At 64.2% G+C, this 12,553-nt stretch carries 16 protein-coding genes, 1 tRNA gene, 1 other RNA gene and 1 riboswitch; of the genes, 3 read left to right on the top strand and 15 right to left on the bottom strand.

Annotated features, from left to right (window positions below):
• The first annotated feature begins 43 nt into the window (after positions 1-43).
• Positions 44-802, top strand: coding sequence for a methyl-accepting chemotaxis protein (locus Herbaro_RS05035; protein ID WP_275012740.1), 759 nt, complete (start codon positions 44-46; stop codon positions 800-802).
• Between the two features lie 68 nt (positions 803-870).
• Here the strand turns inward: Herbaro_RS05035 and Herbaro_RS05040 are convergent, their stop codons facing one another.
• The 12 genes from Herbaro_RS05040 to Herbaro_RS05095 form a co-directional block, all read right to left on the bottom strand.
• A complete protein-coding gene (locus Herbaro_RS05040) occupies positions 871-1,248 on the bottom strand; it encodes a DUF423 domain-containing protein (protein ID WP_275012741.1) in 378 nt (125 codons plus the stop codon).
• Positions 1,249-1,314: 66 nt separating this feature from the next.
• On the bottom strand, positions 1,315-1,845 hold the full coding sequence (locus Herbaro_RS05045; RefSeq protein ID WP_275012742.1) for a hypothetical protein: 531 nt from the start codon (positions 1,843-1,845) through the stop codon (positions 1,315-1,317).
• A 28-nt stretch (positions 1,846-1,873) separates the two neighbouring features.
• On the bottom strand, positions 1,874-2,335 hold the full coding sequence (locus Herbaro_RS05050; protein WP_275012743.1) for a hypothetical protein: 462 nt from the start codon (positions 2,333-2,335) through the stop codon (positions 1,874-1,876).
• Positions 2,336-2,592: 257 nt separating this feature from the next.
• Positions 2,593-2,668, bottom strand: a tRNA-Lys gene (locus tag Herbaro_RS05055).
• 92 nt (positions 2,669-2,760) lie between these two features.
• Positions 2,761-3,516, bottom strand: coding sequence for a tol-pal system protein YbgF (ybgF, locus tag Herbaro_RS05060; RefSeq protein ID WP_275012744.1), 756 nt, complete (start codon positions 3,514-3,516; stop codon positions 2,761-2,763).
• Positions 3,517-3,521: 5 nt separating this feature from the next.
• Entirely contained in the window at positions 3,522-4,043 is a 522-nt protein-coding gene (pal, locus tag Herbaro_RS05065) for a peptidoglycan-associated lipoprotein Pal (RefSeq protein WP_275012745.1), read from the bottom strand.
• A gap of 44 nt (positions 4,044-4,087) precedes the next feature.
• Positions 4,088-5,374: a Tol-Pal system beta propeller repeat protein TolB gene (gene tolB, locus Herbaro_RS05070; RefSeq protein WP_275012746.1), complete on the bottom strand. Its 1,287-nt coding sequence runs from the start codon at positions 5,372-5,374 to the stop codon at positions 4,088-4,090.
• 3 nt (positions 5,375-5,377) lie between these two features.
• Positions 5,378-6,331 (bottom strand): cell envelope integrity protein TolA, encoded by a 954-nt coding sequence (gene tolA / locus Herbaro_RS05075; protein ID WP_275012747.1) that lies wholly within the window; start codon positions 6,329-6,331, stop codon positions 5,378-5,380.
• 1 nt (position 6,332) lies between these two features.
• Positions 6,333-6,767, bottom strand: a complete 435-nt coding sequence (locus tag Herbaro_RS05080) for a biopolymer transporter ExbD (protein WP_275012748.1) — start codon at positions 6,765-6,767, stop codon at positions 6,333-6,335.
• A 1-nt stretch (position 6,768) separates the two neighbouring features.
• Positions 6,769-7,473: a protein TolQ gene (gene tolQ / locus Herbaro_RS05085; RefSeq protein WP_275012749.1), complete on the bottom strand. Its 705-nt coding sequence runs from the start codon at positions 7,471-7,473 to the stop codon at positions 6,769-6,771.
• A gap of 155 nt (positions 7,474-7,628) precedes the next feature.
• The gene (ybgC, locus tag Herbaro_RS05090; RefSeq protein ID WP_275012750.1) at positions 7,629-8,081 is read right to left on the bottom strand and encodes a tol-pal system-associated acyl-CoA thioesterase; all 453 of its coding nucleotides are present in this window, start codon (positions 8,079-8,081) and stop codon (positions 7,629-7,631) included.
• Positions 8,082-8,225: 144 nt separating this feature from the next.
• On the bottom strand, positions 8,226-8,978 hold the full coding sequence (locus tag Herbaro_RS05095; protein ID WP_275012751.1) for an SDR family oxidoreductase: 753 nt from the start codon (positions 8,976-8,978) through the stop codon (positions 8,226-8,228).
• Between the two features lie 180 nt (positions 8,979-9,158).
• A riboswitch (ZMP/ZTP riboswitch) is annotated at positions 9,159-9,261 on the top strand.
• Positions 9,262-9,395: 134 nt separating this feature from the next.
• Between Herbaro_RS05095 and glyA the strand changes: the two genes are divergently transcribed.
• Together glyA and nrdR are read left to right on the top strand one after the other, a co-directional pair.
• Positions 9,396-10,640, top strand: coding sequence for a serine hydroxymethyltransferase (gene glyA, locus Herbaro_RS05100; RefSeq protein WP_275012752.1), 1,245 nt, complete (start codon positions 9,396-9,398; stop codon positions 10,638-10,640).
• Positions 10,641-10,808: 168 nt separating this feature from the next.
• Positions 10,809-11,288 carry a transcriptional regulator NrdR gene (nrdR, locus tag Herbaro_RS05105; protein ID WP_275012753.1) on the top strand — a complete coding sequence of 160 codons (480 nt, stop codon included), beginning with the start codon at positions 10,809-10,811 and terminating at the stop codon, positions 11,286-11,288.
• A gap of 82 nt (positions 11,289-11,370) precedes the next feature.
• Here the strand turns inward: nrdR and ssrS are convergent.
• The 3 genes from ssrS to Herbaro_RS05120 form a co-directional block, all read right to left on the bottom strand.
• Positions 11,371-11,547, bottom strand: a non-coding RNA gene (gene ssrS / locus Herbaro_RS05110) — 6S RNA.
• A 297-nt stretch (positions 11,548-11,844) separates the two neighbouring features.
• On the bottom strand, positions 11,845-12,165 hold the full coding sequence (locus Herbaro_RS05115) for a cell division protein ZapA (RefSeq protein ID WP_275012754.1): 321 nt from the start codon (positions 12,163-12,165) through the stop codon (positions 11,845-11,847).
• Entirely contained in the window at positions 12,162-12,395 is a 234-nt protein-coding gene (locus tag Herbaro_RS05120) for a DUF904 domain-containing protein (protein ID WP_275012755.1), read from the bottom strand. The genes Herbaro_RS05115 and Herbaro_RS05120 overlap by 4 nt, the downstream gene beginning before the upstream one ends.
• Between the last annotated feature and the right edge of the window lie 158 nt (positions 12,396-12,553).

Raw genomic sequence — 12,553 nt, forward strand, 5'->3', positions numbered from 1 at the left:
CGCCGCGCAGAACCATCAGCCAGCATCGCCAGGAGGACAATCCATGAGCAACGCCGTCGCCGTGCAGGAAACGCGGCAGCTGCATCCCCATCCGGCCGCCGTCAACGATGCCCGCGCCGCCTCGTCGGCCACCGCCGATACGACCGTCGACCAGACCGGCGAGCAGGACATCGTACCGCTCTCGGGCGAGGTGTTCGGCGCGCTGATCAACCTCTCGGGCCGGCGCCGCTTCACCTCGCAGCGCCTGGTGCTGTATGCGGTGCTGGGGTCGCAGGGGCACCCGGGCGCGACTGCCGTCGCGCGCGAGGCGCTGGCGCTGTTTCGCGGCGCCCACACGTCCTTGCTCAAGCGTTCCGGTGAGCTGCCCGGGGTGTTCTGCCCCGAGCTGGAAGAGATCTACTTCGGCGCCCCCGGCGGCGACGCGCGCATCACCGGCTTCGCCGAGCTGGCCGGGCGCGCGCTCAATGCCATCGACGACAAGCTCAAGTCGGCGCCGGAGCTGCTGGCGCAGCTGGTGAAGGAGACCACGCCGCTGTTGGCGGTGCTCAACCAGATCACCGGCGTCTACGAGGAGCAGTCGAAGAAGCATGCGCGCCTGATGCGCAACCAGCTGCGCGGCATCATGACCGACATCGAGACCATCGCCCGCGAGGCCAAGATGGTGGCCTTCAACGCCCGCATCGTGGCGGCCCGTTCGGGCCAGGCCGGCAAGGAGTTCTCGGTAGTGGCCGGGGTGCTCTCCAGCATCACCGGCGAGATCGACGAGCTGGTAAAAGCGGCCCTGAGCGGCGCGGCAGCCTGAGCCTGCCGCCCAGAAAAAACGCCGCCGGGCGCAGGCCGGGCGGCGTTTTTTTTACAGCTCGCGCGCGCTCAGTTCGCACCCTTGTACGCCGCCCACGCCACCAGCAGCCAGGCCGCCAGGAAGGCCACGCCGCCGATCGGCGTGATCGCGCCCAGGATGCGGGTGCCGGTCAGCGCCAGCAGGTACAGGCTGCCGCTGAAGACGACGATGCCGGCCAGCATCAGGTTACCGGCCCAGTTGAGGGCGGCGCCGCCGAACTTGGGAGCGAGCAGGGCCACGGCGATCATGCCCAGCGCGTGCATGACCTGGTAGGTGACGGCGGTATGCCAGATGGCCAGCATCTCGTCGGAGATGATCTTCTTCAAGCCATGCGCGCCGAAAGCGCCGCAGCACACGGCGATGAACATGTTGAGGGCGCCGGCGATGACCAGGCTGCGTGCGTTCATGAAACTATCCTTCTGTGTCGTTGCCCTGCTCCGGCAGGGCGGTTGGTCGGGGACGCTGGCGGCGGCTTAGTCCAGGGGATCGAATTGTTCGGTCGGCAGCGCTTCGTAGGCGTCGGCCTTGATCGACGCATCGTTGCTGCAGCCGCGCGTGCTCGGCTTGGCGCCCTTGGGGCCTCGCACCACGATGCCGGCGGAGAACTGCGGATCGTTGGTCGGCCCCTTGAAGTTGGTGCGCACGGTGCGGTCGAACAGGATGTAGTCGTAGCCGCCGTTGGAGAAGCGGATGTGGGCCTCGCCGCCGCCGGAGTACATGGTGGAGCTGAACAGGAATTTCCCGGCCGCCGGCTGCGGCGTGTCGGGATATTGCAGCTCGGTCTTGCCGGGCGCGCCGAAACGGTATTGCAGCGTGCCGCCCTTGGCCGAGAAATCGGCCGAGGCGCACAGCGAGGCGGTCTTTTTGGCCCTGGTCGCGCAGGAGAATATTTCCTTCTCGCCGGGCAGGCACATGGTCGGCACGGGCGGCGCGGCATGGGCGGCATGGGCCTGGAGCAAGGCGACGAGGGCAAGCAAGGCGGCGCGGGGCAGGGCGGTTTTCATGACGGGATCGGTGCGCGGTATCGGAGGATCAGTAGCCAATGCGCTGGCCCCCGCCCAGCCGGTATTCGTGGCTGAGCACGAATTGCGAGGTCGCGATCAGGCCCGACAGGCCCAGGATCAGCTGCGTGAGCGTGTCGAAGGGCAGCACCCAATAGCTGCCGGCAGGCGGCGGCACGCCGGTGGCCGCGTTCACCACCGGATTGACCCAGGAAGCCTCCTCGGTCACGTCCAGCAGGATCTGTCCTTCGGCGGTGGTATGCAGGTAGATTTCCCCGCCCAGCTCCAGCGCGAAGCAGATGCCCTGGCCGGCGTTCACCGCGTTGAGCTTGTGGCGCCAGACCACGGCCTGCAGCTCGCGGTTGTAGGTCTCGATCCAGGTCTCGACCTCATGCACGTTCTGCAGCACGATCCATGGACGCGGCGCGGGGATGGTGTCCGGGCCGGCGACGGCGTCATCGGGGAAGAGGTGCTCGGGTGGCTGGTCGGACATGGAGATGAGTTTGCGTGGAAGAACCGGCGTCGGATAGCCGATGCCGGGATAGAAAAACTGCGAACCAAAAGCGGAAGTATATCGGATAGCCCGGCCCAACCGGAGGGTGCGCGGCGTGTTTGGGGCATCGGGGGAGGAGGGCGGCGCAGGGCCGGCCGCAGGTGCCGCAGGTGCTCTTCTTGCAGCGGCCTGTGTTTCGCGCGGAAAACAAAAAGGGCCCCAGCGAACTGGGGCCCTTCTTTTTACTGCTGAATTTCTGGTAGGCCGTGCGGGACTCGAACCTGCGACCAACGGATTAAAAGTCCGCTGCTCTACCAACTGAGCTAACGACCCGAAAGACCGCCATTATAGGCAAACTTCATCGGCACTGTCAAACGCTGCCGTAAAACACTATACAACAACGGCGCCGTCTCCCGCCTGCCCGGTCACTTCAGCGAGGACAGGCGTTCCTTGCCGGTTTGCGCCGCCGGGCTGTTGGGGAACTTGGCGATCAGCTGTTCCAGCGTCTTCTTGGCGGCGGCTTTGTCCTTCAGTTCCGCCTGCGAGCTGGCGATGTTCAACATCGCGTCGGCCACCTTGGGATTGTCCGGGTAGTTCTTCACGACGTTCTGCTGGGCCGCGATGGCGCCCTTGTAGTCGCGCTGGGCGTACAGGGAGTTGCCTTGCCAGTATTGCGCCGAGGCGGCGTAACCCGATTGCGGATAACGCTTGATGAAATCGCCGAAGGCATTGCCGGCGCCCTTGTAGTCGCCGCCCTTGAACTGCGACAGCGCGGCGTCATAGGCCTGCTGCTCGGGGATGCCGACGGCCACCGTCTGGCCGTCGACGTTGACCTGTTGCGGCTCCAGCTTGCGCAGGCGCGCGTCGAGGTCGACGTAAAAATCTTTTTGCCGCTGCTGGGCGTTGGTGATTTCGTTGGTCAGCACTTCGATCTGGCCGCGCAGGGCCGCGATCTGCGATTGCAGGTTGTCGCTGCGGTCGGAAAGTGTGAGCACGCTGTTCTTGTCGGCTTTGTTGGCGACATCGCGTTGCAGCGCTTCGATCTTGGAGCGGATGTCCATGATCGCCTTGCGCGCTTCGTCGTCGTCAAACAGGCCGGCGTGGGCTACGAGCGGTAAATAAGCCGTGGCGGCCAGCAAGGCCGCCACGGTTACCGATTTCAGTGTGAAAGCGGTACGCATGGCCATCACTGATAAGCGATGTCGGCGCGACGGTTTTCAGCGTAGGAAGACTCGTCCTGGCCCAGGGCCTTGGGCTTTTCCTTGCCGAAGGACACGGCTTCGACTTGCGACTCCGACACGCCCAGCAGCACCAGCGCCTTGCGGACGGCTTCTGCGCGCTTCTGGCCCAGGGCCAGGTTGTATTCGGCGCCGCCGCGATCATCGGTGTTGCCCTGGATGATCACCTTGCGGTCCTTGTGCGCGACCAGGTACTTGGCGTGGTTTTCAACCACGGCGCGGTATTCGCCCTTGACGGCGAAGCTGTCGTAGTCGAAGTACACGCTGCGCTTGGCCAGAACGCCTTGCGGGTCGTTCAGCGGGTCGGCGGAGCCGGCGTTGACGGTGCCCACGGCGCGGGTGTCGGCGCCGGCGCCGGAGCCTGCACGGTTTTCAACGGGGGCGTTCTTGTCGTCCAGTTTGGTGGACGAGCAAGCGGCCAGCAGGACAGCGCTGGAGACGATGAGGGCGAAGGTGCTGATGGTGCGCATGTTGGATTACTCCTTGTCGTGATGAATGTGAATATTGGATTTGTTTATTTCATGAACGGACCCCAGGTCGGTTCCCTGATATCACCGGCCTGCGTCGTGAGACGCTGTTTGACTCGGCCGTCGACGGAAACGACGGCCAGGGATCCGCGACGACCAGATTCCGTCGCGTACATGATGTATTTGCCGTTGGGGGCAAAACTGGGCGATTGGTCGCGGCTGCCGTCCGAGAGGCGCTGTTCCTGGCCGTTGGTCAGGTCCAGCGCGTACAGTTGGAACTGGCCGTCGCGACGCGAGATGAATGCCAGCGTCTTGCCGTCGGGCGAGACGCGCGGGCTGATGTTGTAGCTGCCGTTGAAGGTGACGCGCTGGGCGCTGCCGCCGTCCACGCCGACCTTGTACACCTGCGGGCCGCCGCTGCGGTCGCTGGTGAAGTAGATGCTGCCGCCGTCGGGCGAGAACTGCGGTTCGGTGTCGATGCCGGAGGTGTTGGTCAGGCGGCGCAGGCCGGAACCGTCGGCGTTGATCACGTAGACCTGCGTCAGGCCGTCGCGGGTCAGGGCCACGGCCAGGCGCGAGCCGTCGGGGGACCAGGCGGGCGCCGAGTTGCTGCCCTTGAAGTTGGCCACCACCGAGCGCTGGCGGGTCACCAGGTTCTGGATGTAGACCACCGGCTTCTTCAACTCGAAGGAGACGTAGGCGACCTTGGTGCCGTCGGGCGACCAGGACGGCGAGATGATGGGCTCGTTGGAGCGCAACGCGACCTGGGTGCCTTCGCCGTCGGCGTCGGCCACTTCCAGGCGGTACTCGCTGCCGGACTTGGTCACGTAGGAAATGCGGGTCGAGAAGATGCCGGGGATGCCGGTCAGCTTCTGGTAGATGTCGTCGGCGATCTTGTGCGCGGTCAGGCGCAGCAGCTGTTGCTGGCTGCCGAAGGACAGCGCCGAGAGCTGGCTCGACTGCACCGTGTCGAACAGGCGATAGCGCACGTCGAAGCGGCCGTCGGCCAGGCGCTGCACGCTGCCCACCGCCAGCGCGTTGGCGCCGCGCTTCTGCCAGTCGGCATAGTTGACGGCGGAGGAGTCCGACAGCGCGTCGCTGTTGTCGATCAGCTTGAACACGCCGCTGCGGGCCAGGTCGGCCTTGACCACGGAGGTGATCTGCTGCGGCGCGCTTTCTTCGCCCGGGAAGGCGGCGATGGCGATCGGGATCTGGGTCGCGCCCACGCCGGAGATCTCGAAGCGGATCTGGGCCTGCGAGGCCGGGGCGAAGGACAGGCCTGCCACGGCGACGGCCGCGCTTGCGATGCTGGTCAGGTAACGGGCTTTTATCATCGTTTACTGATCTTTCGGTTTATGGGTGAAGGTGAAGCTGGACGGCACCTTGCCATCCTTGTCGGCCGGATACGGCTGCGACTTCATGATCGCCTGGCGCACGGCGTCGTCGAAGCCCGGCACGCCGGACGGTTTGTTGTTGATCACGCTGCGCACCGTGCCGTCCGGAAGCAGTTGGACAGTGTACTCCACGGCGGGGTTTCCGCTCAGGTCGGCCGGCACGTCGAAGATCGTGTTGGAGCGGATCTTGGCGCGCAGCTTGTTGGCGTAATCAGGGCTGCCCTTGGGGCCTTGCGACTTCTCGGCCGTGCCGTTGCCGCCGGTGGTGCTGGTGGCCTGGCCCATCATGCGCTTCAGGTCTTCCTGGCGACGCGCTTCCGACGCCTTGGCGTCGGCCGCGGCTTGCTGCTGCTTCTTCTTGTCGGCGGCTTGCTTCTCGGCATCAGCCTTCTTCTTCGCGTCTTCTTCCTTCTGCTTTTCTTCCTTCAGCTTCTTCTGCTTGTCGGCTTCGATCTTTTCTTTCTTCTCGCGTTCCTGCTTGTCCTTCTCGGCCTGTTCCTTCTTCTCGCGCTCGGCCTTTTCCTTCTCGGCCTTCAGTTGCTCTGCCTTGGCCTGTTCTTCCTTGCGCTTCTTTTCCTTTTCCAGGTTGATGTCGGGCTTCTCGACCTTGGGTTGCTCGATCACCTTGGGCGGCTCAGGCTTGGGTTCGGGCTGGGGAATCGGTTCGGGTTTGGGCGGCTCGGGCTGCGGCTGCGGCTCCGGCGGCGTGGGCAGCGGGGCGGCTTCCTTGTATTGCGGATCCCAGATCTCGGCCTCGACCGTCAGCGGCGTCTCGTTCTGCCAGCGGATGCCGACCCAGAAGAACATGAACAGCGCCACGTGCATCACCAGCGCCAGCGCGATCGCGCGCCAGCGGCCGGGAGGCTTGGGGATGTTGTAGGGGGAATTCTCGCTCATATCACTTGGTAGCAAGGCCGACGCGCACGATCCCCTGTTTCTTGGCTTCCGAAATCACCTGCACCACTTCGTCGTACTTGATTTCCTTGTCGGCCGAGATCATCACGGCCAGGTCCGGGTTGTCGGCATGCAGCTGTTGCAGGCGCTCGGCCAGGTCGACCTTGCCGCTCACGGTCTCGGCCTTCTTGCCGCCGCTCTTGGGGCCGTTGATGCGGATCGTGGCCTGGGTGTTGGGCTTGAGCGCGATCTCGATGTAGTCCGACGGCGGCGCCGTGGACTTGCCTGCGGTGGGCAGGTTGATCACGCTCGGGTTGGTGATCGGCGTGGCGACCATGAAGATGATCAGCAACACCAGCATCACGTCGATGTACGGCACGACGTTGATCTCGGATTTGAACTTGCGGGGACGGCCCCCGCGCATCGATGAGCCGGCCATTTCAGCGCGCCTGACGTTGCAGGATGTTGGAGAATTCTTCGATGAAGCTTTCGAAGCGGATCGCCAGGCGGTCGATGTCGTGCGAATAGCGGTTGTAGGCGACGACCGCGGGGATCGCCGCGAACAGGCCGATGGCGGTGGCGATCAGCGCTTCGGCGATGCCGGGGGCGACCGCGGCCAGCGTGGCCTGCTGCACGTTGGCCAGGCCGCGGAAGGCGTTCATGATGCCCCACACGGTGCCGAACAGGCCGACGTAAGGCGAGACCGAGCCGACCGAGGCCAGGAAGGCCAGGTGCGATTCCAGCGCATCCATCTCGCGCTGGTAGGCCGCGCGCATGGCGCGGCGCGCGCCGTCGAGCAGGGGCGCCGAGTCGACCGCGCCGCCGCGGGCGGCGACCGAGGCCTTGGCCTTGTTGAATTCGCCCATGCCGGCCTGGAAGATGCGCTCCAGCGCGCCGCCGCCGCTGCCGGCCTTGCGGCGGTTGGACAGGGCGTCCTGGTACAGGGCCGAGAGGTTGCCGCCGGACCAGAACACGCGTTCGAACTCTTCGGTCTGCACGCGCGCCGAGCGGATGGTGAACATCTTGCGGAAAATGTAGGTCCAGCTGATGATCGATGCAGACAGCAGCAGCAGCATCACCAGTTGCACCAGGACGGACGCGTTGGCGATCAGCGAAATGAAGGACAGGTCTTGTGTGACGTTCATGGGGAATGTGGCGGCTAGAGTGCGGCGAATGGGTTGAGGTTCAGCGGTTCAATGGTTCGGATCGGTGGCAAGCGATCCGGAAAGCGGCCATGCAGGCGCCAGCCTGCCGGCATCATGCATAGTCCTTAAGGGCGCAGGCCCTGTCGCGGTTGACATCATGCGGCGGCCTTGATGCGCGAAAGCAATTCGGCGGGAATCGGTTGCGGCCGGAAGCTGGTGGCGTCGACGCAAACCACGGTGATGCTGCCGCGGGCCAGCAGCGTTGCTGCCTGGCCGTCTCCGGCGGCGCCGTTCCCCGACGGCAGGCGCCAGGCCTCCTGGATGAACTCGATGGAGGCGTTTCGCAGCTTTTCGACCACGACGGTCAAGGTGAGTTCATCGTCCAGGCGGGCAGGCGAGAGGTAGTCGACGCTGGTGTTCCTGACCACGAAGAGGGTGCCGGTGATCTCGGTCAGGCGCTGTTGCTGGAAGCCGAAGGAGCGCAGCCATTCGGTGCGGGCGCGCTCGAAGAACTTCAGGTAATTGGCGTAGAAGACCACGCCACCGGTGTCTGTATCTTCGTAATAGACCCGGATCTTCCAGTCGAACGGACTACTGGCGGCACTCATATGCTTCTTGTTATGGGAAATCGACGCTTGTGGCGGCAAGGATGACAATGTTGCTCTATGGGAAAGGGCCGGTGAGGCCCGATGGGATGGCGTTCCTGCGGCGGCTCGGCACCATCTGCAAAAACGCCATTCTACCTCATCCGTTCACTGTTTGCGCTTGATGTTGAACGGCGAGAAGCCCTGGCAGGTCGGCATCAGCTCCATGTAGTTGATGTTGACGTGGGCCGGCATGGTGGCGACCCAGAAGGCGGCTTCGGCGATGTCCTCGGCGGTCAGCGGGGTGGTGCCCTCGTAGACCTTGGCGGCGGCGCCGTTGTCGCCCTTGAAGCGCACGTTGGAGAACTCGGTGCCGCCGCACAGGCCCGGCGCCAGGTTGGTGGCGCGCACGCCGGTGCCCACCAGGTCGGCGCGCAGGTTCAGCGTGAACTGGTCGACGAAGGCCTTGGTGGCGCCGTAGACGTTGCCGCCCGGGTAGGGATAGGCGCCGGCCACCGAGCCCAGGCTGATGATGGTGCCGCGGCCGCGCTTGACCATGTCGGGCAGCAGCGCGTGGGTGATGGTGACCAGGCCCTTGACGTTGGTGTCGATCATGGTTTCCCAGTCCGACAGCGCGACTTCATGGGCCGGGCCCAGGCCCAGCGCCAGCCCGGCATTGTTGATCAAGACGTCGACTTCCTTCCAGTCGCCCGCGAGGCTGGCCAGGCCGGCTTCGATCGACGGCTTGCTGGTCACGTCCAGCACCAGCGGCAGCACGCGCTCGGCGCCCAGTTCCTTGACCAGGTCGTCCAGGCGCTCCTTGCGGCGGCCGGCGGCGATGACCTTGTGGCCGTTCGTGGCGAATTTGCGCGCCATGGCGGCGCCGAAGCCCGCGGTTGCTCCTGTAATCAAAACGACCATTTGCTGTATCTCCTGTTGTGTGGCCCGGGTGTGCTTGCCGATCCGGAAAGAAAACGAAATTGTAGCCGAAACCCGCTTTTTACGAAGGCTGGCTCGCTTTCCCCCTTCTGTCCGGGGCTGTTGCGCGAAGGCCAAGCGTCTTGCCGAAATCTCCCCGTTTCACTACAATGCGCTCACCATTTCGTCTCACGTGACTGGCGAAACGCCGGATGTTCCATCCGGCCAAGATGGGGATCCATCGGGAAGCGTGAGATTTCATCAGCCGTGCGCCTGGGCAGCCGAATGGAAAGTACGACTGAGGCTGCCGCAATTCCCCCATACTTTTTTGGCCCTCATTCGATTTTTTGAAGTCGACGCGGTCGGCATTGCTTTGCCGTCGCCCGTTCTTCGGCCCAGCTCATCAATTTGGAGAAAACCATGTTTGACAAGAACCAGACCCTCGCCAAGGTCGACCCGGATCTGTGGTCCGCCATCCAGAAGGAAAACACCCGCCAGCAAGAGCATATCGAGCTGATCGCTTCCGAAAACTACACCTCGCCGGCGGTGATGGAAGCCCAGGGTTCGCAACTGACCAACAAGTACGCCGAAGGCTATCCGGGCAAGCGCTACTACGGCGGCTGCGAATACGTGGACGTCGCCGAGCAGCTGGCGATCGACCGCCTCAAGGCGCTGTTCGGCGCCGAGGCCGCCAACGTGCAGCCGAACTCCGGCTCCCAGGCCAACCAGGGCGTGTTCTTCGCCATGTTGAAGCCGGGCGACACCATCATGGGCATGTCGCTGGCCGAAGGCGGCCATCTGACCCACGGCATGGCGCTGAACATGTCGGGCAAGTGGTTCAACGTCGTGTCCTACGGCCTGAACGAGAAGGAAGAGATCGACTACGAAGCCATGGAGCGCCTGGCGCGCGAGAAGAAGCCCAAGCTGATCATCGCCGGCGCTTCGGCCTATTCGCTGCGCATCGACTTCGAGCGCTTCGCCAAGATCGCCAAGGAAGTGGGCGCCTACTTCATGGTCGACATGGCCCACTACGCAGGCCTGATCGCCGCCGGCGTGTATCCCAACCCGGTGCCGTTCGCCGATTTCGTCACCTCGACCACCCACAAGTCCCTGCGCGGCCCGCGCGGCGGCGTGATCCTGATGAAGGCCGAGCACGAGAAGGCGATCAACTCCGCGATCTTCCCCGGCATCCAGGGCGGCCCGCTGATGCACGTCGTCGCCGCCAAGGCGGTGGCGTTCAAGGAAGCCGCATCGCCGGAATTCAAGGCCTACCAGCAGCAAGTGGTGAAGAACGCCGACGTGCTGGCCAAGACCCTGATCCAGCGCGGCCTGCGCATCGTCTCCGGCGGCACCGAGTCGCACGTGATGCTGGTGGACCTGCGTCCGAAGAAGCTGACCGGCAAGGAAGCCGAGGCGATCCTGGGTTCGGCCCACATCACCTGCAACAAGAACGGCATCCCCAACGATCCGGAAAAGCCATTCGTGACTTCCGGCATCCGCCTGGGCAGCCCGGCCATGACCACCCGCGGCTTCAAGGAAGCCGAAGCGGAGAAGGTCGGCAACCTGATCGCCGACGTGCTGGACAACCCGCATGACGCGGCCACCATCGAGCGCGTGAAGGCCGAGGTCAAGAAGCTGACCGACGCTTTCCCGGTCTACGGCTGATGGCGTGACCTGCCGGCCGCGTGCGGCCGGCATCGCGGCAAAACGACGGCGCCCTGTGACGGGCGCCGTCGCGCATCCGCAGCACTTGCACTTTTGTCATACCCGTTGTGTCCGCGGCAGCATCCATGCGGTTCCACCCTCTTGTAACGACCAACGCTTATTGCCGCCATGAAGTGCCCATTCTGCAACCACGAAGAAACCCCGGTGCTGGATACGCGCGTGTCCGAGGACGGCAGCTCGATCCGCCGCCGCCGCCGCTGCGACAGTTGCGACAAGCGCTTCACCACCTACGAGCGCATCGAGCTGACCATGCCGGTGATCGTCAAGAAGAACGGCAGCCGCACCGAGTTCGATCCGGCCAAGCTGCGCGGCAGCCTGATGCTGGCGCTGCGCAAGCGCCCGGTGTCGGCCGAGGCGATCGACGTGGCCATCCAGAGCATCCAGGAAAAGCTGCTGCAAAGCGGCGCGCGAGAAGTGATGTCGGGCCAGATCGGCGAGTACGTGATGCGGGAGCTCAAGCGCCTGGACAAGATCGCCTATATTCGCTTCGCCTCGGTGTACAAGAGCTTCGAGGACGTCACCGAATTCCAGGACGCGATCGCCGAAGTGGGGCAGGAGCGCAAGGGCGCCAAGAAGCGCGAAAGCTGAGCGGGCGCGGGGACGGAGTGCGCCGTGAAGGGATGGCGCGGAAATAAAAAAAACGGCTGCGCATGCAGCCGTTTTTCATGAATCAAGTCCCGCCTGTGCCGCTGTGCCGGCATCCTGAACCTGACGGTTCAAGTTGGCTGCAGTAGTTCAATTTCGGGTTCATCGGACTAGCGACGCGCTCACCTATCGAACGATCCCACAACCTATGCTCGTAAATGGTTCAAGGAATATATGGCAATCGCGAACACGGCAGGAGATGAAAGTCTAACGCAATCGGCGATCCAGTCCAAGGCCTGCGTGTAAAAATATAAAGTGAATTTGTAACGAAACGGCCTTGCGCGCGGCGCGTTTTTTCTTTTCATTTTTTCATCCCCTTCATCATCCCTGCGCGACGGGACTCCGCAGCATGCCATCATCGGCAAACGGGTTGCGCATCTGGCAAGGTTTTCCGTGAGGAACGCCGCATCAGGGCCGGCGCCGCAATGAAAAACGGCCGTCGCATGACGGCCGTTTTTCATTCCTGGCAAGGGCGCACGCGGCGTATCGCGCAAGACGATCAGAACAGTTTTTCCTGGGGCGCCAGCGCCTGGTCCAGCACATCGTTGATGGCGGCGACCTGCTGTTTCCATTCGGCGATGGTGAGGCCGGCGAAGGGGCCGTCGGCCTGCTGCGCGCCGAGCAGTTCGGCGGCGATGCCCAGGGCCGCCATGACGGCGATGCGGTCGGTGCCCTTGATCTTGCCGGCGTCGCGGATGGTGCGCATCTTCTGGTCGAGGTAGGCGACCGCGTGATGCAGCGCCGCCTGTTCGCCTTCGCGGCAGGCCAGGGTATAGGGTTGGCCCATGATGGTGGCCTGGATCTGGATCACGCTGCTCATGCGGCCTCCTCGGTAGTCTCAGCCGGCTCTGCCGGCGCCGGTTCCGGCAGCTCGGCCAGCGCCACGGCGACGCGCTGGAAGGCTTCGTCGATGCGCTGGTTCAACTGCGCATTGTCTTCCGTCAGCGTTTTGACGTTACGGCGCAACTCGGCGTTTTCGTCGCGCAGGGATTGCGCCAGGCGCGCTAGCTGCGCGACCTTGTCGGCCAGTTGCTGGAATTCTGAACTCATCTTGGGTGGTCGCTGGAGAGGGATTGAAACGCAATCGCCAATTGTCGAGGATCGCGCAATTATATGCTGCATTGGCGGGGTCGGACACCATATCGGCCGCCGAGTTGCAGCGCGGCCGGGTTTGTTTCAATTGCCGGCCGGGCCGCCGCGGCGCGCAT

Source organism: Herbaspirillum sp. WKF16, from assembly GCF_028993615.1.
GTDB lineage: Bacteria > Pseudomonadota > Gammaproteobacteria > Burkholderiales > Burkholderiaceae_D > Herbaspirillum.

Bases quoted from the DNA above. Each gene is read 5' to 3' on its own strand.
- Herbaro_RS05035 (WP_275012740.1), top strand. From the start codon at position 44: ATGAGCAACGCCGTCGCCGTGCAGGAAACGCGGCAGCTGCATCCCCAT.
- Herbaro_RS05040 (WP_275012741.1), bottom strand. From the start codon at position 1,248: ATGAACGCACGCAGCCTGGTCATCGCCGGCGCCCTCAACATGTTCATC.
- Herbaro_RS05045 (WP_275012742.1), bottom strand. From the start codon at position 1,845: ATGAAAACCGCCCTGCCCCGCGCCGCCTTGCTTGCCCTCGTCGCCTTG.
- Herbaro_RS05050 (WP_275012743.1), bottom strand. From the start codon at position 2,335: ATGTCCGACCAGCCACCCGAGCACCTCTTCCCCGATGACGCCGTCGCC.
- ybgF (WP_275012744.1), bottom strand. From the start codon at position 3,516: ATGCGTACCGCTTTCACACTGAAATCGGTAACCGTGGCGGCCTTGCTG.
- pal (WP_275012745.1), bottom strand. From the start codon at position 4,043: ATGCGCACCATCAGCACCTTCGCCCTCATCGTCTCCAGCGCTGTCCTG.
- tolB (WP_275012746.1), bottom strand. From the start codon at position 5,374: ATGATAAAAGCCCGTTACCTGACCAGCATCGCAAGCGCGGCCGTCGCC.
- tolA (WP_275012747.1), bottom strand. From the start codon at position 6,331: ATGAGCGAGAATTCCCCCTACAACATCCCCAAGCCTCCCGGCCGCTGG.
- Herbaro_RS05080 (WP_275012748.1), bottom strand. From the start codon at position 6,767: ATGGCCGGCTCATCGATGCGCGGGGGCCGTCCCCGCAAGTTCAAATCC.
- tolQ (WP_275012749.1), bottom strand. From the start codon at position 7,473: ATGAACGTCACACAAGACCTGTCCTTCATTTCGCTGATCGCCAACGCG.
- ybgC (WP_275012750.1), bottom strand. From the start codon at position 8,081: ATGAGTGCCGCCAGTAGTCCGTTCGACTGGAAGATCCGGGTCTATTAC.
- Herbaro_RS05095 (WP_275012751.1), bottom strand. From the start codon at position 8,978: ATGGTCGTTTTGATTACAGGAGCAACCGCGGGCTTCGGCGCCGCCATG.
- glyA (WP_275012752.1), top strand. From the start codon at position 9,396: ATGTTTGACAAGAACCAGACCCTCGCCAAGGTCGACCCGGATCTGTGG.
- nrdR (WP_275012753.1), top strand. From the start codon at position 10,809: ATGAAGTGCCCATTCTGCAACCACGAAGAAACCCCGGTGCTGGATACG.
- Herbaro_RS05115 (WP_275012754.1), bottom strand. From the start codon at position 12,165: ATGAGCAGCGTGATCCAGATCCAGGCCACCATCATGGGCCAACCCTAT.
- Herbaro_RS05120 (WP_275012755.1), bottom strand. From the start codon at position 12,395: ATGAGTTCAGAATTCCAGCAACTGGCCGACAAGGTCGCGCAGCTAGCG.